Annotated in this window: 21 protein-coding genes; 9 read left to right on the top strand and 12 right to left on the bottom strand. The window is 65.9% G+C overall.

Translation table 11 applies throughout. The annotated features are described in order from the left end of the window. Positions 1-43: 43 nt before the first annotated feature. Both DIR46_RS15605 and DIR46_RS15600 read left to right on the top strand, forming a co-directional pair. The gene (locus DIR46_RS15605) at positions 44-628 is read left to right on the top strand and encodes a hypothetical protein (RefSeq protein WP_109346040.1); all 585 of its coding nucleotides are present in this window, start codon (positions 44-46) and stop codon (positions 626-628) included. Between the two features lie 20 nt (positions 629-648). After that, on the top strand, positions 649-1,290 hold the full coding sequence (locus DIR46_RS15600) for a hypothetical protein (RefSeq protein WP_109346039.1): 642 nt from the start codon (positions 649-651) through the stop codon (positions 1,288-1,290). Positions 1,291-1,469: 179 nt separating this feature from the next. Here DIR46_RS15600 and DIR46_RS26950 read toward each other — a convergent pair whose 3' ends face one another. The 5 genes from DIR46_RS26950 to DIR46_RS15575 all read right to left on the bottom strand — a co-directional run bounded on the left by DIR46_RS26950 (position 1,470) and on the right by DIR46_RS15575 (position 7,212). Further along, positions 1,470-1,637: a hypothetical protein gene (locus tag DIR46_RS26950; RefSeq protein ID WP_187271610.1), complete on the bottom strand. Its 168-nt coding sequence runs from the start codon at positions 1,635-1,637 to the stop codon at positions 1,470-1,472. 283 nt (positions 1,638-1,920) lie between these two features. After that, the gene (gene rsmA / locus DIR46_RS15590; protein WP_109346037.1) at positions 1,921-2,688 is read right to left on the bottom strand and encodes a 16S rRNA (adenine(1518)-N(6)/adenine(1519)-N(6))-dimethyltransferase RsmA; all 768 of its coding nucleotides are present in this window, start codon (positions 2,686-2,688) and stop codon (positions 1,921-1,923) included. Continuing rightward, on the bottom strand, positions 2,685-3,794 hold the full coding sequence (gene pdxA / locus DIR46_RS15585; protein ID WP_109346036.1) for a 4-hydroxythreonine-4-phosphate dehydrogenase PdxA: 1,110 nt from the start codon (positions 3,792-3,794) through the stop codon (positions 2,685-2,687). The genes rsmA and pdxA overlap by 4 nt, the downstream gene beginning before the upstream one ends. A 4-nt stretch (positions 3,795-3,798) precedes the next feature. Then, positions 3,799-5,169: a peptidylprolyl isomerase gene (locus DIR46_RS15580; RefSeq protein WP_109346035.1), complete on the bottom strand. Its 1,371-nt coding sequence runs from the start codon at positions 5,167-5,169 to the stop codon at positions 3,799-3,801. A gap of 72 nt (positions 5,170-5,241) precedes the next feature. After that, on the bottom strand, positions 5,242-7,212 hold the full coding sequence (locus DIR46_RS15575) for an LPS-assembly protein LptD (RefSeq protein ID WP_307719098.1): 1,971 nt from the start codon (positions 7,210-7,212) through the stop codon (positions 5,242-5,244). Positions 7,213-7,613: 401 nt separating this feature from the next. On the opposite strand from DIR46_RS15575, the gene DIR46_RS15570 reads away from it, so the two are divergent. From DIR46_RS15570 to DIR46_RS15555, 4 genes are read left to right on the top strand one after another with little or no spacing between them, the layout of a single operon-like run. Then, positions 7,614-8,672: an aminoglycoside phosphotransferase family protein gene (locus tag DIR46_RS15570; protein ID WP_109346034.1), complete on the top strand. Its 1,059-nt coding sequence runs from the start codon at positions 7,614-7,616 to the stop codon at positions 8,670-8,672. 8 nt (positions 8,673-8,680) lie between these two features. After that, positions 8,681-9,403, top strand: coding sequence for an N-acetylmuramate alpha-1-phosphate uridylyltransferase MurU (gene murU / locus DIR46_RS15565; protein WP_109346033.1), 723 nt, complete (start codon positions 8,681-8,683; stop codon positions 9,401-9,403). After that, complete coding sequence (gene pepP / locus DIR46_RS15560) at positions 9,400-10,743, top strand: Xaa-Pro aminopeptidase (protein WP_109346032.1); 1,344 nt, start codon at positions 9,400-9,402, stop codon at positions 10,741-10,743. Before murU ends, pepP begins: the two co-directional genes overlap by 4 nt. A gap of 13 nt (positions 10,744-10,756) precedes the next feature. Then, positions 10,757-11,905, top strand: a complete 1,149-nt coding sequence (locus DIR46_RS15555) for an FAD-dependent monooxygenase (protein ID WP_109346031.1) — start codon at positions 10,757-10,759, stop codon at positions 11,903-11,905. A gap of 153 nt (positions 11,906-12,058) precedes the next feature. Here the strand turns inward: DIR46_RS15555 and DIR46_RS15550 are convergent, their stop codons facing one another. The 3 genes from DIR46_RS15550 to DIR46_RS15540 are packed head-to-tail and all read right to left on the bottom strand — an operon-like array spanning position 12,059 to position 15,004. After that, positions 12,059-13,516 carry an NAD(P)(+) transhydrogenase (Re/Si-specific) subunit beta gene (locus DIR46_RS15550; RefSeq protein ID WP_109346030.1) on the bottom strand — a complete coding sequence of 486 codons (1,458 nt, stop codon included), beginning with the start codon at positions 13,514-13,516 and terminating at the stop codon, positions 12,059-12,061. Beyond that, complete coding sequence (locus DIR46_RS15545; protein WP_109346029.1) at positions 13,513-13,851, bottom strand: NAD(P) transhydrogenase subunit alpha part 2; 339 nt, start codon at positions 13,849-13,851, stop codon at positions 13,513-13,515. Before DIR46_RS15545 ends, DIR46_RS15550 begins: the two co-directional genes overlap by 4 nt. A gap of 40 nt (positions 13,852-13,891) precedes the next feature. Beyond that, entirely contained in the window at positions 13,892-15,004 is a 1,113-nt protein-coding gene (locus DIR46_RS15540) for a Re/Si-specific NAD(P)(+) transhydrogenase subunit alpha (protein WP_109346028.1), read from the bottom strand. Between the two features lie 241 nt (positions 15,005-15,245). Between DIR46_RS15540 and DIR46_RS15535 the strand changes: the two genes are divergently transcribed. Both DIR46_RS15535 and mnmA read left to right on the top strand, forming a co-directional pair. Next, positions 15,246-15,728 (top strand): NUDIX hydrolase, encoded by a 483-nt coding sequence (locus tag DIR46_RS15535; RefSeq protein WP_109346027.1) that lies wholly within the window; start codon positions 15,246-15,248, stop codon positions 15,726-15,728. 18 nt (positions 15,729-15,746) lie between these two features. Further along, positions 15,747-16,859 (top strand): tRNA 2-thiouridine(34) synthase MnmA, encoded by a 1,113-nt coding sequence (gene mnmA / locus DIR46_RS15530; protein ID WP_109346026.1) that lies wholly within the window; start codon positions 15,747-15,749, stop codon positions 16,857-16,859. A gap of 10 nt (positions 16,860-16,869) precedes the next feature. Here mnmA and DIR46_RS15525 read toward each other — a convergent pair whose 3' ends face one another. Next, positions 16,870-18,648 carry a sensor domain-containing phosphodiesterase gene (locus DIR46_RS15525; protein ID WP_109346025.1) on the bottom strand — a complete coding sequence of 593 codons (1,779 nt, stop codon included), beginning with the start codon at positions 18,646-18,648 and terminating at the stop codon, positions 16,870-16,872. Positions 18,649-18,817: 169 nt separating this feature from the next. On the opposite strand from DIR46_RS15525, the gene DIR46_RS15520 reads away from it, so the two are divergent. Then, positions 18,818-19,546, top strand: coding sequence for a GAF domain-containing protein (locus tag DIR46_RS15520; protein ID WP_109346024.1), 729 nt, complete (start codon positions 18,818-18,820; stop codon positions 19,544-19,546). 6 nt (positions 19,547-19,552) lie between these two features. Here the strand turns inward: DIR46_RS15520 and DIR46_RS15515 are convergent, their stop codons facing one another. Genes DIR46_RS15515 through DIR46_RS15505 form a run of 3 tightly spaced genes read right to left on the bottom strand, consistent with a single transcriptional unit; the run spans position 19,553 to position 21,430 of the window. Beyond that, positions 19,553-19,948, bottom strand: coding sequence for a response regulator (locus tag DIR46_RS15515; protein ID WP_109346023.1), 396 nt, complete (start codon positions 19,946-19,948; stop codon positions 19,553-19,555). Positions 19,949-19,963: 15 nt separating this feature from the next. Then, positions 19,964-20,740 (bottom strand): 5'-3' exonuclease, encoded by a 777-nt coding sequence (locus DIR46_RS15510; RefSeq protein ID WP_109346022.1) that lies wholly within the window; start codon positions 20,738-20,740, stop codon positions 19,964-19,966. 15 nt (positions 20,741-20,755) lie between these two features. Then, positions 20,756-21,430, bottom strand: a complete 675-nt coding sequence (locus DIR46_RS15505; RefSeq protein ID WP_109346021.1) for a glutathione S-transferase — start codon at positions 21,428-21,430, stop codon at positions 20,756-20,758. Between the last annotated feature and the right edge of the window lie 67 nt (positions 21,431-21,497).

Raw genomic sequence — 21,497 nt, 5'->3', positions numbered from 1 at the left:
CACCGCGCAGCTGCGCTTTCCCGCTAGATTTTTTGGAGATGTTATGAAGAGTTCCTACCTGCGTGCCGGCGCGGCGCTGGCCTGCGCGGTCGCCTTGTCTGCCTGCGGCGGCAGCGATGGCCAACTGATATTGGGCGGCACGTACCAAGGCGTGACCAAGACCGGCCTGGTCGTGAAGAACGGCGGTCAAGAAAAGAAAATCGATCCGCCTGCCAATGGTTCCGGCGCGGGACAATGGTCGTTCGACAATCTGATCTCGACCGACGACCGGTATACCGTCGAGTTCGTATCGAAGCCATCGAACGTCAAGGATTGCACGATCGAAAATGCGAGCGGTCGTGCCGGCTACCACGTCTACACCGTCTACATCACGTGCGAGCTCAACCGCCATGCGCTGTCCGGCAGCGTCAGCAACCTGAAGGGCAATCTGGTCCTGGTCAACGGATCCGACAAGGTGACCGTGCCGGCTGGCGCCACCGGGTTCAGGATGGCCGACATCGCCGAAGACTCGCCGTACGGCGTCGCGATCCTGGAACAACCGGCCGGCCAGACCTGCACCGTCGCCAATGGCAGCGGCACCGTGGGCCCCGCCGCCGTTACCAACGTGGCCGTCACCTGCACCCCTTAATTTTCCCTGGAGCGTTACGCATGAAGTCTTCCCTGATCCGTCCGGCGCTCGCGCTGGCGCTGGCCGCGGGCCTGGCCGGCTGCGGCGGCAGCGACAAAGCCGAGTTCGTTGTCAAAGGCACCATCACCGGCATCGTCTACCCGGGCGCCGTCCTGACCACCAATGGCATGGAAATCGCCATCGCGCCACCGGCCAAGCCTGGCGACCCGGTCAGTTTCGCATTCCCGAACAAGCTCGAGTACGGCGATGTGTACAACGTCCAGTTCAAGAGTGAACCGAACAACCAGAATTGCGGTACGCCGCCCCAGACGATCGCGAACTTCAGCGATACCGCAGGTCGCCTGGCGGACATCAACATCACCTTCGCCTGCGCGGTCGATGTCTATACGATCGGGGGCACGGTGAGCGGACTGACGGCAGATGGCCTGGTGCTGGCAAATGGCAGCACCGGCGGTACGATCACGGTGGCCAAGCCGGCAGCGGGAGTCACCACGCCAATCACCTATACCTTCGCCGGACCGGTTGAATTCGGTCAGACCTATGGGGTGACCGTTCTGACCCAGCCAACCGGCCAGGTATGCACTGTTGCAAACGCCACCAACACCATGGCCGCCGCAAACGTCACCAATATCAACGTAACCTGCGTGGCGACCCCAGGCTGATCAGATATACACAATTCTTATGTCGAGTATTTGAAAGGAAAATTGGATTTATATGCTGTCGCGCAGCATAATAACTCCTGTCTCCTCCAACTCTCCTCAGAAAAGAATTGGATTTCAGCCCGCTCCTTGAGCGGGCTTTTTTTTGTCCGCATCATCGGGGGGCAATCTGCCAGCAGCGCTCAGCGGGCGGCGCTCACCTTCACCACGGCGATCTTTTCCATGCCGACCGACACCTGCGACTGATACGCCTCCACCGAGCGCGCGTTGGCGGCGACGGCGTAGCTGCTGAAGCCGGCGAGGATGGCGGCGGCGATGAAGATGGCTTCCATGTGCTTGAGGACGTTCATGATGTGCTCCTGTTGGTCGGTTGAGGCGCCGGATCGGCTGTCCATGTGAGCACTATAAGAAATTGGTCCGACGCTCTCCAGCGGCATGCGACAGACTGCACAAATCGGCGACCCAGCCCCCGGAAATACGTGATAACCCGTATGTTGCGGCGCAACATGGACATCGTTGGGCGTAAAAAGAGCGCCGACCGGCGGCGCTATCATGTTTTGTGCGGCAAGCCGCACAAAACTCGGGTTTCCGCCTTCGCGGGAAGTCATTGCCGCCAGCGGCAGGAATGACGTGTCAGGGCAGGTTGGCCAGCGCCACGTATTGCTCCAGGCTGACCGCTTCCGGACGCACGCCCGGATCGATGCCGGCCTCGACCAGCTGCGCCTCGGTGAACATGCCGGCCACGCAGTTGCGGATCACCTTGCGCCGCTGCGAGAAGGCCTTGGCCACCACCGCCTCCAGGCGCTTGCCGTCGCACGGCAGCTGGCGCCGGGTCGGCACCATGCGCACGATGGCCGAATCGACCTGCGGCGGCGGATCGAAGGCGGTCGGCGGCACGATGAAGAGCATGGCCATGTCGTAGCGCCATTGCAACATCACCGACAGGCGGCTGTAGGCCTTGGTACCCGGCTCGGCCACCATGCGCTCGACCACTTCCTTCTGCAGCATGAAGTGCTGGTCTTCGACCAGGTGGGCGAACTCGGCCAGGTGGAACAGCAGCGGGCTCGAGATGTTGTATGGCAAGTTGCCGACCACGCGCAGTTTTTGTCCGTCCGGCACGGGAATCGACCCGAAATCGAATTTGAGCGCGTCGCCCGAATGCACGGTGAGACGCTCGCGCGGGTAGGCTTTTTCCAGGCGCGCCACCAGGTCGCGGTCGAGCTCGACGACGTGCATATGATCGAGCGACTTGAGCAGCAACGCCGTCATCGCCGCCAGGCCCGGGCCGATCTCGACCATCGTTTCGCCGCGCCGCGGTCCGATGGCGTCGATGATATTGTTCAGGACATGGTCATCGGTCAGGAAGTTCTGGCCGAAGCGCTTGCGTGCGACGTGTTTCATGCTTGCTTTCTTGATGATTCGAGAGTGGCGGCTGCGCGGCGCGCGGCCACCATGTGCATGGCGGCGCGGATCGCCTCCTCCATGCTGCCGCAATCGGCCAGGCCCAGGCCCCGGGCCGCCAGGTCGAGGGCGGTGCCGTGATCGACCGAGGTGCGGATCAGGGGCAGGCCCAGCGTGACGTTGATGCCGCGCCCGAAGGTCGCATGCTTCAGCACCGGCAAGCCCTGGTCGTGGTACATCGCCAGCACGCAGTCCGCATCCTTCAGGTACTTGGGCTGGAACAGGGTGTCGGCCGGATACGGGCCGCGCGCGTCGATGCCGCGGCTTCTCGCATCCATGAGCACCGGCGTGATGACGTCGATCTCTTCGCGGCCGAGATAGCCGTTTTCTCCGGCGTGCGGATTCAGGCCGGTGACCAGGATCACGGGCGCCGCGATGCCGAATTTGTCGCGCAGGTCGGCGTGCAGGATGTCCAGCACCTGGGTCAGGTTGTCGCGCGTGAGCGCCCCCGGCACGTCCTTCAAGGGCAGATGGGTCGTGGCCAGGGCGACGCGCAGGTAGGGCTGGTCGCCGCCAGGCGATCCGGCCAGCATCATGACCACCCGGGACGTGCCGGTCTTCTCGGCCAGGTATTCGGTATGTCCGGAAAACGCGATGCCGGCGTCGTTGATCGTGCTTTTTTGCAACGGCGCGGTGACGATGCCATCGAACCACCCACGGCCGCAACCTTCGATCGCCAGGTCCAGCGTGGCCAGCACCGCCAGGCCATTTTCGGGATCGAGCTGGCCCGGCACGACATGCGCGGCCAGCGGCACGTCGACCACCGCCAGGCGCCCGGCGCCGAAGTGCGGCAGGCCGCCATTGCGCAGGGCCTGGGTCGACAGCGCCGACAGGCGGATGGCGGGATCGATCAGACTGGCGGTGAGCGCCAGGAAGGCGGCGTCACCGACCAGCACGCAGTTGGCCTGCTCGCGCAGGGCCCAGGCGGCGCGGATCGCGATCTCGGGACCGATGCCGGCCGGCTCGCCGACCGTGATCGCCAACACTGGCCTCGATGTGGCCGACTGCGGCGCCAACGGGCGCCCGGGCGCCTGTGGCGCAGCCATGGTCTTACTGCTCCTCGCGGAACTCGACGTAGGCGCGGTCGCGCACCTGGCGCATCCAGTCTTCCATTGCTTCCTGCATCTTGCGGTCGCGCAGGACCTGGCGCGCCACATTGCGTTCCTTCTGCTGGGTCACGTCTTCGCTCTTGCGCCCGATGACCTGGATCAGGTGGAAGCCGAACGGCGACTGGATGACGTCCGACACCTCGCCGGGCTTGAGCGCATTCATCGCGGTCTCGAATTCCGGCACGGTGTCGCCCGGGTACAGCCAGCCCAGGTCGCCGCCCTTGGACGCCGAACCGTCCTGCGAGTGCAGGCGCGCCAGGTCCTCGAAGGTGCCGGCATTGTTGTCCATCTTTTCCTTCAGCTCGAGCAGCTTGCGCTTGACCTCGCCCTCGGTCATGGTCGGGGTGACCTTGATCAGGATGTGGCGCGCATGGGTCTGCTCGACCACCGACTTCTCGGTCTCGCCGCCCAGCGGACGCTTGCCGGACAGCTTGAGGATGTGGAAGCCGACGTTGGTCTTGAGGATCGGCGTGACCTGGCCCGCTTCGAGCTTGCGCAGCTCGGTCGAGAACATTGGCGGCAGCCGGTCGGCGTCGCGCCAGCCGATCTCGCCGCCCTTGAGCGCGTCGGGCGCGTCGGAATACGTGGAGGCCATGCGCGCGAAGTCGGCGCCGGTGCGCAGCTGGCGCATCACTTCCTCGGCGCGCGCGGCGCGCGCGGCGATCTGCTCGGGCGAGGCGTTCTCTGGCACGCGCACCAGGATCTGGGAGATGTCGACCTCGATGCGGTCGGCCTCGGCAGCCTTGGCGGCGGCCATATAGGTGTCGATCTCGGCTTCCGAGACCTGGATCTTGCTGTCGACCTCGTGCTCGCGCAGGCGCTGCATCATGATCTCGTTGCGGATGTCTTCGCGGAACTGGGCGAACGGCATGCCCTCTTTTTCCATCTGGTTGCGCATGTCCTGCACCGACATCTTCTGATTTTCGGCGATGCGGCCGATGGTGGCGTCCAGGGTGCGGTCGTCGACCTTGACGCCCATTTCTTTCGCCAGCTGCAGCTGGGCGCGCTCGACGATCATCGCCTCGAGCACCTGGCGCTCCATGGTGGCCGGGTCGGGCATCTGGGCGTTACGCGCCTTCATGTTCTGGGTGACCTGGGCCACGCGGCCGGTCACTTCGTTGCGGGTGATCACTTCGTCGTTGACGACGACCTGGATCGAATCGACCACCTTGGCGTTGGCCGAGGCCGGCGGCAGGAAGCCGCCGCCGGTAGCGGCTGAAGTGTCGGCCTGGGCCAGCGCCTGGCCCGCGGTTAGCGCGCACAGCAATGCTGCCGCCATCTGGAGGGACTGCAAACGGGTAGTACGCATCATCTTGATAACACTCATTTCAGGATAGTTCACATCATGGACGACGAATTATGGACGGCTAGTCTGAACGCTTGCTTATGGACGTCCAATTCCGGTGTTCAGTCGCGTATAGCCCGGGATGCTCTTGTTGAACGAATCGAGCGGGTTACCCAGGCCCAGGCGCGACAAGCCATTGAGCTCGAGCTGGAAGAAGATCGGCGTCGATGCCTCGCGCGCGGCGGTCACGAAGCGCTGCGCGCCCATCCGGAACACCCAGCAATCAGCCTTGTATTCGAGACCGATCAGGCTTTCGATCAGCTTGCCGCCGCCAGCCGGTGAATTGGCTGGCAGCCCCACGCCGTACGACCGCAACGCGTAACTGACCCGGCCCACGCCATACCAGCGGCGGCCGATCGGCCACTGCGCCGACAAGTCGACGTTGCGGAAGCTGTCACGTTGATAACGGTATTCGGCGTTCAGCACCTTCATCTGCCCCGGACGCCACTGTACACCCACATTCGAGCTGTACAAACTGCTTCCGCTGGCATCGTATTGTACGCCGCTATCGAAGCTCCAGGACTCGGAAATGGTGCCGGAGGCCGCCAGCAGCATGTCGGAACGGCTCTGGTGTGGCGGCTCGTTCTGGTAGAGGCCCACGCGCGGCTGCTTGAGGTACTGGCGCTGGCCAAAGGCCAGCCGCAGGCGCTCGGAGCCATCTTCCTGGATGAAGCGCGACACCAGGGCGGCCGTGACCTGGTTGGCGTCGGACACCCGGTCCAGGCCCACGTAGCGGTTTTCGGAGAACAGCTGGGCGTAGTTGAAACCGGAGCGGCCGGTGTCGAACAGTGGCACGTCGTCCTGGTTCTCGTACGGCGTGTAGACGTAGAACAGGCGCGGCTCAAGGGTCTGGGTGGCGCCGCTGCCGAACAGCGAGGTCTTGCGCTCGAACACCAGCCCGCTGTCGAGCGAGAAGGTCGGGATCGTGCGCGAGATAGTGGTGGGCTTGCCGACCCGGCTCTCATGCCTTTCGAGATCGTACTTGGCCGCGTTGTACATCAGCTTGGGCGTGACGAACCAGCCCGGACGCACGATCGGATAGCTGACCTGGCCCTGCACCACGGCGCGGTTGCCGCCGATATCGGTAGGGTGGTCGAAGCGGGTCGCCTCGGCGTCGATCGCCCAGTCGAAACCGGCCACGTCGTAGCGCGCGGCGCGGAAGTTAATTTGCGGCAGGCGGTCGTAGGGGCGCGGCACCCTCAGGTTCGGGTCGATGTCGGCGGCCGGATCCTGCAGCACCTGGTAGTTCTGGGCGCGCGCGGAGAGGCTCCAGAACTGGCCATGCAGATCGGTGCGCAGTTCGCGCAGCAGCTGGCGCTCGGCGCTGGCCGAGACGTTGCGCGAGAAGTCGGACGGGTATTCGTCGTCCGAGGCGCCATGCAGGTTCCAGCCGTACGACCAGTTCGGCCTGATCGACTGGCTGTGCAGCGAGTCGACGCGCCAGCGCGTGGTCTCCGTCTTGCGGTCGTCCGGCAAGACCTCGACATGGGTCTCGCCCTGGTAGGTGCTGCCCAGGTAGCGGCCGGTGGCGCCCATCTGGAAGCCGCGGTCGAACATCATGCGCGGATACAGCGTCAGGTCGCGGTTGGGGGCGATGTTGACGTAGTACGGCACCATCACCTCGGCCTTGCCCTGGGAGCCGAAGCCCACCGTGGGCGGCAGCCAGCCCGAGCGGCGCTGGCCCGACAGCGAGAACGACATCGCCGGGGTGCCGATGATGGGCACGTCCTTGAAATAGATGATGGTCTTGCCGGCGGTGCCGACGTCGCGGCCGCTGTCCAGGCGCAGGGTGCTCGACTTGAGGTACCAGTCGGGATCGGGACCTTCGCAGGTGCTGTAGGTGCCGTTGCGCACCAGGGCCTGCTGCTCGCCCAGAAAGTCGATGCGGTCGGCCTGCCCCTGGCCATTGCTGTCGGCCAGGAAGTAGGTCGGATTGAGCAGGTAGCCCTTGCCGGTCTCGAGGTTCAGCTGCAGCTCGTCGCCCTTGTAGCGGTCGCCGAAGCGCCACATGTTGACGTTGCCGGTGGCGGTGACTTCGTCCTCGACCCGCAGGTAGCAGGCGGTATCGGCGGTGATGCCGCTCTGGCCGCGCGTGATCTCGACGTTGCGGTTGAGGTCCAGCCGCCGGTCGGGACGGCCGCCGATCTCCTCGGCCTGGATAGTAACGGGAAGTTCGTCTTCAGCTTGTGGCGCGGGGGGACACTCTGGGCGAATGCCGGAACCGCGGTCGCGGAAACCAGTGCATAGAGCGCGAGGACCTGCCGCGGCGGGAAAGGTTGGCGTGACGACCAGCTCATGGAAAATCGCAGCTCATGGAAAATCGGACATGCACCATAAAGGGCGGTTTTTTTAGAATGAATCCCTTATTATATGGGAATTAGCTCAACCAACCGGATTCATCAGGCCGCTTCATGTCAACTTTGTATCAAAACTCTTCCACTTCCTCCAGTGCCGACGCGCGCTTGGCGCAGCTGAACGATTGGCTGGCCTCGACCGGCCTGGTGGAAGTCGGAACCGGCCGTCCGGCATCGATCGATGCGAGCTTTCGCCGCTACTTCCGCTACGACGTCGTCCCCGCCATGCAGGACAAGCTGGGCGCGACCCTGATCGCCATGGACGCGCCGCCGGAACGCGAGAACGTGCCGGCCTTCATACACGTGCAGGGCCTGCTGTTCGACGCCGGCGTGACCGTGCCGGCGATCGCCGCGCGCAACGTCGAGCAGGGCTTCCTGCTGCTGGGCGACCTGGGCAACACCACCTACCTGTCGCGCCTGGACAGCGACAACGCGGCCTTCATGTATTCGGACGCGGTCGACGCCCTGCTCAAGTTCCAGATGGCCAGCCAGCCTGGCGTGCTGCCCGAGTTCGACCGCGCCTTCATCCTGCGCGAGCTGAACATCTTCCCTGAGTGGTACCTGAACCGCCACCTGGGCGTCACGCTCGACGACAAGCAGCAGGCGCAGCTCGACAAGGTATTCGAGGCGATCGCCTCGAACGTGCTGGCGCAGCAGCAGGTCTTCATGCACCGCGATTTCCATTCGCGCAACCTGATGTTCCTCGACCACGGCAACCCCGGCGTGCTCGACTTCCAGGACGCCGTGTACGGACCGGTGACCTACGACCTGGCTTCGCTGCTGCGCGACGCCTACATCCAGTGGGACGAAGAGATCGTGCTGGACTGGGTGGTGCGCTACTGGCAGAGCGCCAAGGGGGCCGGCCTGCCGGTCAACCCGGACATCGACGCCTTCTACCGCGACTTCGAGTTCATGGCCATGCAGCGCCACCTGAAGATCCTCGGCATCTTCTGCCGCCTGAACTACCGCGACAACAAGTCGCACTACATGGGCGACCTGCCGACGGTGCTCGATTACGTGCGCAAGACCGCGAACCGCTACACCGAACTCAAGCCGCTGCTGCGCCTGCTCGACGCGCTCGAAGACAAGGCGCCGCAAGTCGGCTACACCTTCTGAGGTCCAGCATGAAAGCGATGATTTTCGCCGCCGGCCGCGGCGAGCGCATGCGGCCCCTGACCGACAGCTGCCCCAAGCCCTTGTTGAAAGTGCGCGGGCGGCCCCTGATCACCTGGCACGTGCTGAACCTGGTGCGCGCCGGGATCCTCGATATCGTGATCAACCACTCCCACCTCGGCCACACGATCGAGGAAGAGCTGGGCGACGGCAGCCGCTACGGCGCGCGCATCGTGTATTCGCACGAGCCGACGCCGCTCGAGACGGCGGGCGGCATCGCCAACGCGCTGCACCTGCTGGGCGACGAACCGTTCCTGGCCGTGTCGGGCGACATCTATGCGCCCTACTTCGATTTCTCGCTGGCGCTCGACGCGCTCAAGGATATCGATGCGGTTGGCGTTCCCTACCCGGTCGACAAGCGCGACATCGCCTGGCTGTGGCTGACGCCGAACCCGTGGCACAACCCGGATGGCGACTTCGCGCTCGACCTGTACACGCTCAAGAACGACGGCGCCACCAAGTGGAACTTCGCCGGCATCGGCGTATACCGCGCCGAGATGTTCGACGGGATCCAGGCCGGCGAGTTCCTCAAGTTCGGGCCGCTGATGCGCAAGTTCATCGAACAGGGCCGCGTCGGCGGCGAAATCTACCAGGGCCAGTGGGTCAACGTCGGCACCGTGGGCCAGCTGGAAGAGCTGAACGCGCCGCTGCGGGCGGCCAAGACGGCTTCATGATGCCGGATTGCGCCGCGCATGCCGCCCGGCGCGCGCATCTGCTGGGGCGGATGCAGCCGGGCGCTGTCGCCGTGCTGGGCACCGCGCCCGAAGTGCCGCGCAACGGCGACAGCGACTACCCCTACCGCCACGACAGCCATTTCTATTACCTGAGCGGGTTCGCCGAACCCGAGAGCTTCGTGGCGCTGGTCGCGGCCCAGGGGGAACGGCCGGCGCGCGCGATCCTGTTCTGCCGCGAGAAGAATGTCGAGCGCGAGATCTGGGAGGGTTTTCGCTTCGGCCCCGAGGCGGCGCGCGCCGCGTTCGGCTTCGACGAGGCGTATCCGATCGACGAACTCGATGCGCGCATGGCCGAGGTCCTGGCCGATGCGCCGGCGCTGTACTACGCGCTCGGCTCCGGCGCGGCGCTCGACGCCAGGGTGGCCGACTGGCTCAAGGCGGTGCGCGCACGCGGCCGCACCGGCGTCACCGCGCCGCAGACGACGCACCACCTGCTGGCCATCCTGGACGAGATGCGGCTCTTGAAGGACGAGCACGAGATCGCCCTGATGGCGCGCGCCGGCGCCATCTCGGCCCAGGCCCATGCGCGCGCGATGCGCGCCACCCGGCCCGGCATGTTCGAGTACGAGATTGAGGCCGAGCTGCTGCACGAATTCCGCCGCAACGGCGCCCAGTTCCCGGCCTATCCCTCGATCGTCGCTTCCGGCCCGCAGTCCTGCGTGCTGCACTACAACGCCAACAACCGCCGCATCGGCGACGGCGACCTGGTGCTGATCGACGCCGGCTGCGAGTTGGACGGCTACGCCAGCGACATCACGCGCACTTATCCTGCCAATGGCCGCTTCAGCGATGCCCAGCGCACCCTGTATGAACTGGTGCTGCGGGCGCAGTCGGCAGCCATCGCCGCCATCAATCCGGGCCGGCCGTACAGCGCCATCCACGATGCGGCGGTGCGCGTGCTTACCGAGGGCATGCTCGACCTGGGCCTGCTGGACCGGAACAAGGCGGGCCCACTCGACGATGCGATCGCGTCGCGCGCCTATGCGCAGTTCTACATGCACGGCACCGGCCACTGGCTGGGCATGGACGTGCACGACGTCGGCGCCTACCGCGACGTCGCCTCCCCCGACAAACCGTCCCGGTCCCTGCAGGCGGGGATGGCGCTGACGGTGGAGCCGGGCATCTATGTGCGGCCCGGCGAGGGCGTGCCGGAACGGTTCTGGAACATCGGCATCCGGATCGAGGACGACGTGGTCGTGACCGGCGCCGGCTGCCGCATCCTGACCGCCGACGCGCCGAAGGACGTGGCGGATATTGAAGCTTTGATGCGAAAGCACTGATGCGGGAAACACGATGACGGAACAAACCCTCGACTTCGACGTGGCGATCTGCGGCGCCGGCCCGGTGGGCCTGGCGCTGGCCGCCTTCCTGGCGCGGCGCGGGATGCCGGGTGCGCGCATCGCCCTGATCGACGGCAAGTCGCTGGGCCAGGCGATCTCGGACCCGCGTTCGATCGCGCTGTCCTGGGGCAGCGTGCAGCTGCTGGACGAGCTCGAGGCCTGGCCGCTGCCGGCCACGGCGATCCACCAGATCCACGTCTCGCGCCGCGGCCAGCTGGGCCGCAGCCTGATGGACCGCCGCGACCACGACGTCGACGCGCTGGGCTACGTCACGCGCTACGGCGCCGTGGTCGACGCCCTGGCGCGCCGCTGCGATGCGGCCGGCGTCGCCGTGCTGCGCCCGGCGCGCGTGCAGTCGCTGGACGAAACCCCTGATGGTGCGCTACTCGCGCTGGACGACGGCCGTACGGTGCGCGCGCAGGTGGCGGTGCAGGCCGAAGGCGGCATCTTCGGCCAGCAAGAGGGTCGCGCCAGGAGCCGCGACTACGAACAGACCGCCGTGATCGCGCGCGTGACGAGCGACGCGCCGATCGCGCACCGCGCCTTCGAGCGCTTCACCGACGAAGGCCCGCTGGCCCTGCTGCCGGAAGACGGTCCCGATGGCCACCAGTATGCGCTGGTGTGGTGCGTGCGTCCCGAACGCGCCGGCACGATCCTCGACCTGGACGACACCCTATTCCTGCAACAACTTGGCGAGGCTTTCGGCGCCCGCCTGGGAACGTTCACGAAAGTCTCCCCCCGCGTCGCCTTCCCCCTCGGGCTGAACGCCGAAGCGCGCGCGACGGCGCGCACGGTCGCCATCGGCAATGCCGCGCAGACGCTGCACCCGGTGGCCGGCCAGGGCCTGAACCTGGGCCTGCGCGACGCCGCCGTCCTGGCGCGCCAGCTGGCGCGTGGCGCCACGTCGGCCGCGATCGGCCGCTTCCTGGAAGAGCGCGCGCAAGACCGGAAGCTGACGATCGGCCTGACCGACACCATGGCCCGCGCCTTCACCGCCAGCAAGCCGCTACAACCCCTGCTGGGCCTGGGCCTGGCCGCCCTCGACCTGGCCAAGCCCGCCCGCACGCTCCTCGCCGACCTGATGATGTTCGGCCGCCGCTAACCACCGCAGGCGCCAACCCAATAATTAGGGTCAGAGTAGAATTATTGAGCAATTTCTCAGCTCGATGTTGTCACTTAATTCGACTCCGACCCTAACTATCTGGGTGGCAATTGGCCAATAAATCAACTCTGACCCTAATTGTCGGGCTATTGATTATTCGACGGCTTTGACCATCGATTCGATGACTTTCTTGGCGTCGCCGAAGACCATCATCGTGTTGGGCTGGTAGAACAGGTCGTTGTCCAGGCCGGCGTAGCCGGAGGCCATCGAGCGTTTGTTGACGATGATGCTTTTGGCGCGGTAGGCCTCCAGGATCGGCATGCCGGCGATCGGGGATTTGGGGTCCTTCGCGGCCGGGTTCACCACGTCGTTGGCGCCCAGGACCAGGACCACGTCGGTCTGGCCGAAATCGCCGTTGATGTCTTCCATCTCGGCCACCTGGTCGTAGGGAACTTCGGCTTCGGCCAGCAGCACGTTCATGTGGCCCGGCATGCGGCCGGCCACCGGGTGGATCGCGTAGCGCACCGTCACGCCGTGTTCCGTCAGCTTGTCGACCAGCTCCTTCACCGTGTGCTGGGCGCGCGCCACCGCCAGGCCGTAGCCGGGGACGATGATCACCGACTCGGCGTTCTGCAGGATGAAGGCGGCATCTTCGGCGGAACCCGATTTCACCGGGCGCTGCTCCTTGGCGCCGCCGTCGTCGGCGGCGGCTTCTCCGCCGAAGCCGCCCAGGATCACGTTGAAGAAGGAGCGGTTCATCGCCTTGCACATGATGTACGAGAGGATCGCGCCGCTCGATCCGACCAGCGAGCCGGCGATGATCAGCATCGAGTTGTTCAGCGAGAAGCCGATGCCGGCCGCCGCCCAGCCGGAGTAGGAGTTCAGCATCGACACCACCACCGGCATGTCGGCCCCGCCGATCGGGATGATGATCAACACACCGAGCACGAAGGCCAGCGCCGCCATCACGATGAAGGGCGTCCAGGCCGGCGCCACGCCGTCGGCGAAGCAGAACATCAGGCCCAGCACGACGATCGCGATCGCCAGCACCAGGTTCAGGATGTGCTGCCCCCCGAAGCGCACCGGCGCCCCCTGGAACAGGCGAAACTTGTATTTGCCCGACAGCTTGCCGAAGGCGATCACCGAACCCGAGAAGGTCACCGCGCCGACGAAGGTGCCGATGAACAGCTCCAGCCGGTTGCCGAAGGGGAGCGGCATCTCGCGGGTGGCGATATTGAAGGCCCAGGGTTCGGACACGGCGGCGATCGCGATGCACACCGCCGCCAGGCCGATCAGCGAGTGCATGGCCGCCACCAGCTCGGGCATCTTGGTCATCTCGACCTTCTTCGCGGCGTAGGCCCCGATCGCCCCGCCGACCACCACGCCCAGCAGCACCAGGGCGAAGCCCGAGCCGCCTCCCTGCCCCAGGCTGTCCTGCAGCTTGAGCATCAGCGCCACCGTGGTCACCACGGCGATCGCCATGCCTGCCATGCCGAAGGCGTTGCCGATGCGCGCGGTCGAGGGCGAGGACAGGCCCTTGAGCGCCTGGATGAAGCAGACCGAGGCGACCAGGTAGAACAGGGTGACGAGGTTCATGCTGATGGCGTTCATGCCTGCTTCTCCTCGATCTTCGCTTCGACCGCCGTCTTCGCGGCCTTCGGCTCCTTCTTCTTGAACATCTCCAGCATGCGCTGGGTGACCAGGAAGCCGCCGAACACGTTCACCGCCGCCAGCGCCACCGCGACCGTGCCCGCCACGCGCCCGGCCATGCCCTCGGTCAGGCCGGCGGCCAGCATGGCGCCGACGATCACGATCGCCGAGATGGCGTTGGTAACCGCCATCAGGGGCGTGTGCAGCGCGGGGGTGACGGTCCAGACCACGTGGTAGCCGACGTAGATCGCCAGCACGAAGATGATCAGGTTGATGATGGTGTGGCTGATGTCCATGCCTTGTCTCCTGTCCTGTTCTGGTCCTGCCTGAAACGATCTATTTACGCAGCACTTCCCCGTTCGCGCACACCAGCGTCGCGGTCACGATCTCGTCCTCGCGGTCGATGAAGAAGCGGTCGTCCTTGTCGATCACGAGCTTGAGGAAGTCCAGCACGTTGCGCGCATACAGGGCCGACGCATCGGCCGCGACCAGCGCCGCCAGGTTCGGTTCGCCGATGATGTGCACCCCATGCTTGACCACTGTCCTTCCCAGCTCGGTCAGCGGGCAGTTGCCGCCCTGGGCGATCGCCATGTCGACGATCACGGAACCCGGCTTCATGGCGCGCACCGTTTCTTCGCCGATCAGGATGGGCGCCTTGCGGCCCGGGATCAGGGCGGTGGTGACGACGATGTCGGCCAGTTTCGCGCGCTCGTGCACCAATTCGCCCTGGCGCCGCATCCAGTCGGCCGGCATCGGCCGCGCATAGCCGCCGCTGCCCTGGGCGATCTCGCGTTCCTCGTCGGTGAGATACGGCACGTCGATGAATTTGGCGCCCAGCGACTCCACCTGCTCCTTGACCGGCGGACGCACGTCGGACGCCTCGATCACGGCGCCCAGGCGCTTGGCGGTGGCGATCGCCTGCAGCCCGGCCACGCCCACGCCCATGATCAGCACGCGCGCCGCCTTGACCGTGCCGGCCGCCGTCATCAGCATCGGCATGAAGCGCCCATAGGTATTGGCGGCCAAAAGAATGGCCTTGTAGCCGGCGATATTGGCCTGCGAAGAGAGCACGTCGAGCGACTGCGCGCGCGTGATGCGCGGCGCGGCTTCCAGCGCGAAGGCGGTGAGACCGCTCCCGGCCAGCGCGGCGAGATTGTCAGCGTCGAAGGGATCGAGCATCCCGACCAGCACCGCCTCGCGCCGCATCAGGCCGCGTTCGTCGGCGTCCGGGCTGCGTACCTTGAGGACGATGTCGGCGCCGAAGGCGGCGGCGCCATCGACGATGCTGGCGCCGGCCGCTTCATAGGCGCTGTCGGGCGCCGCGGCATGCAGGCCGGCGCCGGACTGCACCAGGACCTGGTGTCTGGCGGCCAGCTTCTTGACGGTTTCGGGAGTTGCTGCAACACGCGTCTCGCCCGGCCTTGTCTCGGCCGGTATGCCTATCCTCATGACACCTCCGTACGTTGGAATACTCGAGTGCACAACCTGTCTTTACGGCAAGTGTTCCAATATACCTTCTTTTAATGAATTTGCAATGCTTATGACAAAACTCATGCCGCTTGGGCGATTTACCGGCATTTTTGCGACAGATCAAGCCGAATTAACGACAGGCAAGCACCGCAGGCTGGGCAAGGCTGAGCAAAGCACCCCTCGACCGAGGTAGAATACCGGCTCATTTTCAAGGACAGGCATGAGCGACATCTTCAAACCATCGGTTACCGTGGCTGCGATCATCGAGCACGAAGGCCGTTTCCTGCTGATCGAGGAAGAGACGAGCGAGGGCGTCAAGCTGAACCAGCCCGCCGGCCATCTCGACCCGCACGAATCGCTGGAACAGGCGGTCGTGCGCGAAGCGCTCGAGGAAACCGCCCACGAGTTCATACCGCGCACGCTGGTGGGAATGTACATGTCGCGCTACCACTCGAAGTCGCGCAATGCCGACGTCACCTACCTGCGCTTCACCTTCGCCGGGGCCGTCGGCCGCAAGTTCGACCAGCCGCTCGACGAAGGCATCCTGCGCACCCTGTGGATGACGCGCGACGAGATCGCCGCCACCGCCGACCGCCACCGCAGCCCGATCGTGCTCAAGTGCGTGGACGACTACCTGGCGGGCCAGAGCACGCCGCTGTCCCTGCTGCACACCCATCCCTCGGTGTTCGAGGGCGGGATCTGAATTCAATACGGACGTAACATGAGCAAGAAAAAAGTCGTGATCGGGATGTCGGGCGGGGTCGACTCCTCGGTCGCGGCGTGGATGCTGAAGGAACAAGGCTACGACGTGGTCGGCCTGTTCATGAAGAACTGGGAAGACGACGATGACTCCGAATACTGCTCGACGCGCCAGGACTGGATCGACGCGGCCAGCGTGGCCGACGTGGTCGGGGTCGACATCGAGGCGGTCAACTTCGCCTCCGAATACAAGGACCGCGTGTTCGCCGAGTTCCTGCGCGAATACCAGGCCGGCCGCACGCCCAACCCGGACGTGCTGTGCAACGCCGAGATCAAGTTCAAGGCCTTCCTCGACCATGCGATGAAGCTGGGCGCCGACCTGATCGCGACCGGCCACTATGCGCGCGTGCGCCAGAACACGGGCAGCGGCAGGTTCGAGCTGCTCAAGGCCTTCGATGCCACCAAGGACCAGAGTTACTTCCTGCACCGCCTGAACCAGGCGCAGCTCTCGAAGTCGCTGTTCCCGCTGGGCGAGATCCCGAAGACCGAGGTGCGCAAGATCGCCGAAAAGCTCAAGCTCCCGAACGCCGCCAAGAAGGATTCGACCGGCATCTGCTTCATCGGCGAGCGCCCGTTCCGCGACTTCCTGAACCGCTACCTGTCCTACAAGCCGGGCCCGATCAGGCTCGACGACGGCAGCAAGGTCGGCGAGCACGTCGGCCTGTCGTTCTACACGCTGGGACAGCGCAAGGGCATCGGCATCGGCGGCCTCAAATCGCGCAAGAACGCGGACGGCACCAGCGAGCCATGGTTCGTGGCGCGCAAGGACATCGAGGCCAATACCCTGTACATCGTGCAGGGCCATGACCACCCATGGCTGCTGTCGAACCGCCTGGAAGCCGGCCAGGCCAGCTGGATCGCGGGCGAAGCCCCCGATCCGCGCGCGCTGTCGGCCAAGACCCGCTATCGCCAGGCCGACGTGGCATGCAGGGTGCAGGCTGCAAGCGACGGCCGCTTCGCCCTCGACTTCACCGACCCGCAATGGGCGGTCACGCCCGGCCAGTCGGCCGTGCTGTACGACGGCGACGTCTGCCTGGGCGGCGGCATCATCGACGCCCGCTCGGGTCCGGCCTGACCCGCGCGTCTCAGCCAGCCCGTCCGGCCAGCCATCCGGCCAGCGCGTCCGGGGCCAGCGGACGCGCGTGCAGGTAGCCCTGCACCTCGTCGCAGCCCGCCGCGCGCAGGAAATCTTCCACTTCCGCCGTCTCCACGCCTTCGGCCACCACCTTGTGGCCCAGGTCGTGCGACAGCTTGATCATCGCCCCCACGAGCGCGCGCCTGCGCTCGTCATGCGCCAGGTTTCGCATGAAGCTCTGGTCGATCTTGACCACGTTCGCAGGCAGGCTTTGCAGATAGGACAGGCTGCTGTAGCCGGTGCCGAAATCGTCGATCGCCAGCTGCACGCCGGCGCGCGCCAGGCGCTCCAGCGTGGCCTGCGCCACCTTCGGATTGCGCATCAGTGCGCTCTCGGTGAGTTCGAGCGCCAGGTTTGACGCCGGCAGGCCGTGGCGCACCAGGAGCTTCAATACGCGCTCGCAGAAATCCGGCTCCTCCAGGTTCACCGCCGACACGTTCACCGCCACCTGCAACGCCACGCCATCTTGGCGCCAGGCGGCCATCTGGCGCATCGCGGCCGCCAGCACCCATTCGGTGGTGGCGCGCGCCAGCGAGGTGCCCTCGATCACGGGGATGAATTCGCCCGGCGAGATCACGCCCTCCTCCGGATGGGTCCAGCGCAGCAGCGCCTCGACGCCGACGCAGGCGCCGTCGCCCAGGCCGACCTTGGGCTGGTATACCAGGTGCAGCTGGCTGCGGCTTTCGAGCGCGGCGTTGAAGGCGCTCACCAGCCAGAAACGGCGCTGCAGGATGGCGTCGTGCTCGGACGAGAACACGCGCACGCAGCGTTCGGCGGCCAGGCCGTCGTGGGCGGCGCTGTGCATATTGCGCAACAGGTCCAGTCCTTCGGTCTGGCCGACCGTGAACGGTGCGATGCCGATGGTAGTGGTGGTGATGAAGCGCGCCGGGCCACAACCGGAGCGGGCGTCGAGCCAGGACTGCAGCTGGGCGCGAAAGGTCTCGAGCGAGACGCCGGGCGGCGCGAAGAAAGCGAACTGGGTACTGGCCACGTGGTAGATCTTGCCGGCGCCGCCCAGGCGCAGCTGCGGAACCGTATCGCGCATCAGCTCGTCGAGGTAGCCGGAGCCCATCACGCGCTGGGCGTCGCTGAGCTGCTGCGGGCTGGCCAGGCTGACCAGAGCCGCCAGGCGCATGTCTCCCGTCGGCCCGGCCAGCTCGAGGTCGGTGAAGTCGCTGATGAACTGGTTACGGTTGGGCAGGCCGCTGGTCGGATCGATCCGGCCCAGCGCATGCTGCAGCTCGATCTGCGCCATCACCATCGCCGCCAGGTCCTGCAGCGCCTGGCTCTCGGCCGCCGTCACCTGGCGCGGAGCGGTGCCCAGCACGCACATCGCGCCCAGCGCAAAACCGTCGCTGGTCATGAGCGGCGCGCCGGCATAGAACCGGATGCCGTCCGCTGCCAGCTTGCTGTCGCGAAAGCAGGCGTTGTCCAGCAGATCAGGTACGATCAGCACGCCTGCGGTGTCGGCAACCTCCGCGCACGGCGCGCGCAGTCGGGGGATCGAATCATGCTCGACGCCGACCTTCGACTTGAACCACTGGCGGTCGCTGTCGGTCAGCGACACCGCCGCGATCGGCAGACCGAACAGTTGGGCAGCCATTCGCGTGATGCGGTCGAACGCCTCGCTCGGCGGCGTATCCAGCAACTCCAGGCGATACAGCGCGTCCAGACGCGCCGCTTCGTGGCTGGACGGGGCCAGTAGTGCTGGTTTGATCGGTGAGTTCATGGTCGGCCTGGCTGGCGCACACGCGCCGGAAATGACGAAATTGACGGATTTTCATTCATTGTTACAACAAAAATTCTTTCAGTCAACAATTATTGCCAATTTTATCGTCATATTCGTCATTTTTTGTTGCTTCATGTAAAATCGGTGTATTGCAGCAATACGCCATACCATGACAACCAGAGCCGACGACGATCCGATCCTGACCACGCGCGAAGCGGCGCGCCTGCTGGGCGTGGCGGTGAGCACCGCCCAAGTCTGGATGGAAGGCGGCGCGCTGCCGACCTGGAAGACTCCCGGTGGTCATCGCCGCGTGCGCCTGAGCGCCGTGACCCAGCTGATGCGCCAGCGCGACGCCGGCCTGCCCGCTTCGCTGGCCGCGCCGCTCGGCGGCGAGTTCCTCCCGACGCCATCCCCCGCCTATCCGGTGGCGCCCAACGAGGCGCAGCGCCTGGCGGCGCTGGCCGCGTCGCAGCTGATGGCATCGCCCGAGGAAGCAGCGTTCGACCGCGTGACCTGGCTGGCCAGCCACGTGACCGAATGCCCGATGGCCCTGCTCACGCTCCTGTCCGGGCAGCGCCAGTGGTTCAAGTCGCGCATCGGCATCGAGCAGCGCGAGACCCCGCGCGAGGTGGCCTTCTGCAGCCACACGATCATGCAGGACGGGGCGTTCGTGGTGGAAGATGCCGGCGCCGACCCGCGCTTCGTTGCCAATCCCCTGGTGACGGGCGCGCCGCACATCCGTTTCTATGCGGGCTATCCGGTGCGGGACGCCAACGGGCTGGCGCTCGGTTCGCTGTGCGTGCTCGACCGCGAGCCGCGGCGCCTGCGCGAGCGCGAACTGCGCGCGCTGCGCGAACTGGCCGCCATCGCGTCCGACGAAGTCAGGCGCCGCGGCTAGCGGCATTCACTCCGGCTTGGGGGCCGCCTGCTGTTTCTTGACGAAGGCGATCACGGTATTGCGGATGGTCTTGAGCACGGTGTCGGCCTTGAACGGCTTGACGATGAAGCCGTGCACGCCGCGCGCCACGGCCGACTGCACGGCTTGCGCATCGAGCGTCCCCGAGACCAGGAAGATCAGGGTCTTGGGCAACTCGGCGCGCAGCTGTTCGACCACGTTGTTGCCGTCCTCGACCTGCTCGCGTGCGATGCAGAGCACGTGCGGGCGGTGCTTGATCGCCAGGCCGTAGCCGAGCGCGCTGGTGTGGGTCGCCCCCACCACCTCGTAACTGCCATCGGCCAGCACGGTGCCCAGCATCGACCGCGAGACCGCGTTTCCATCCACGATTACCGCCTTCAGCATTGCGTCGCTTTCCGTTTAGTGAGAGTCATAGGCAAGCATATTCCAGGTCACGCCCAGGCGCACGTCGAGCTTGAGCGACACCAGGCAACGCGAGATCTCGAGTATCTCACGCTCGGCGCGCAGCCTTTCGCCCAGCGGCGTCTTGAGGATGCCGGCGCCGGCGATGACGGCGTCGAGGCTGCCGTAGGCATTGAGCAGGCGCGCGGCCGTCTTCATGCCGACCTTGGACACGCCCGGCACGCCGTCGGTCGGATCGCCCATCAGCGCCAGCAGGTCGTGCAGCCGCTCGGGCGCGACGCCGAAGCGCTGGCGCACCCAGGCGTCGTCATGCCATTCGTTCTTGAAATGGTCCCACACCAGCGCGCCATGCGCGATCAGCGGATGCAAGTCCTTGTCGGTGGTGGCGACGATGGCCTCCCCCCGCCCTTCCGACAGCCAGCGCATCACGCCGGTGGCGATCACGTCGTCGGCCTCGACCTCGGGAATCGACACCACGTGCAGGCCCGCCGCGCGCAGGCGCTCGTGGAATTCGGGCAGGGCCGCGCGCAGCTCGAGCGGCATCGCCGCCCTGCCCTCGCGGTAGCGCGGATACAGGGCGTGGCGCCAGTTCTCGCCGCCGTGGTCGAAGGCCGCCAGCACATGGGTCGGCGCATGCGTCTCGAGCACGTTGCGAAACGACGAGAAGGCGTGGCGCAGCGCGATGCTGGCCTTCAGGTCGGAATCCGGCTCAGGACTGGCCTCGTACACCCGGCGTACGATGTTCAGGCCGTCGATGGCGAGCAGCTTGGCCATGCTTGATGGATCCTCTTACGCTTTGCCGATCTCGTATTTGCCGCCACGTTCGAGCGCGCGCCCGTAAGCCGGGCGCGCATGGATGCGCTTCAGGAAATCAAGCAGGTTCGGGTACTTGCCATCGAGCCCGCCGCGCGAGGCGGCCGCCTCGAGCGGGAAGCTGAGCTGGATGTCGGCCGCCGTGAATTCTTCGCCGGTGAACCAGGGATGCTTGCCCAGTTCCGCTTCCAGGTAGCCCAGGTGCAGCGCGATCTGCGGCAGCACGAAGCTGCCCTTGACCTTTTGCGCGATGCCGCGCGCGATCGGCTTGACGAAGAACGGCATCGGGCTGTTCTCGACCTTGTCGAACACCAGCTTGAGCAGCAGCGGCGGCATCGCCGACCCTTCGGCATAGTGCAGGAAGTGGCTGTAGCGCAGGCGCGCCGGAGTGCCGGCCGCCGGTTTCAGGCGTCCCTGGCCGTACTGCTCGACCAGGTATTCGACGATGGCGCCGGATTCGGCCACCACCAGGTCGCCGTCGCTGATGACGGGCGACTTGCCCAGCGGGTGCACGGCCTTCAGCTCGGGCGGCGCCAGCATGGTCTTGGGATCGCGCTGGTAGCGCTTGATCTCGTATTCCAGGCCCAGCTCTTCCAGCAGCCACAGGATGCGCTGCGAGCGCGAATTGTTCAGGTGGTGGACGACGATCATGGCGGCTTCGATAGTAATAATGGTCGTTAGCTTAGCACTGTTGCGCCTTTGCCAAAAGGGCGCCGCC

This window comes from Massilia oculi (assembly GCF_003143515.1).
GTDB lineage: Bacteria > Pseudomonadota > Gammaproteobacteria > Burkholderiales > Burkholderiaceae_D > Telluria > Telluria oculi.
This window is presented reverse-complemented; position numbering and strand designations above follow the sequence as displayed.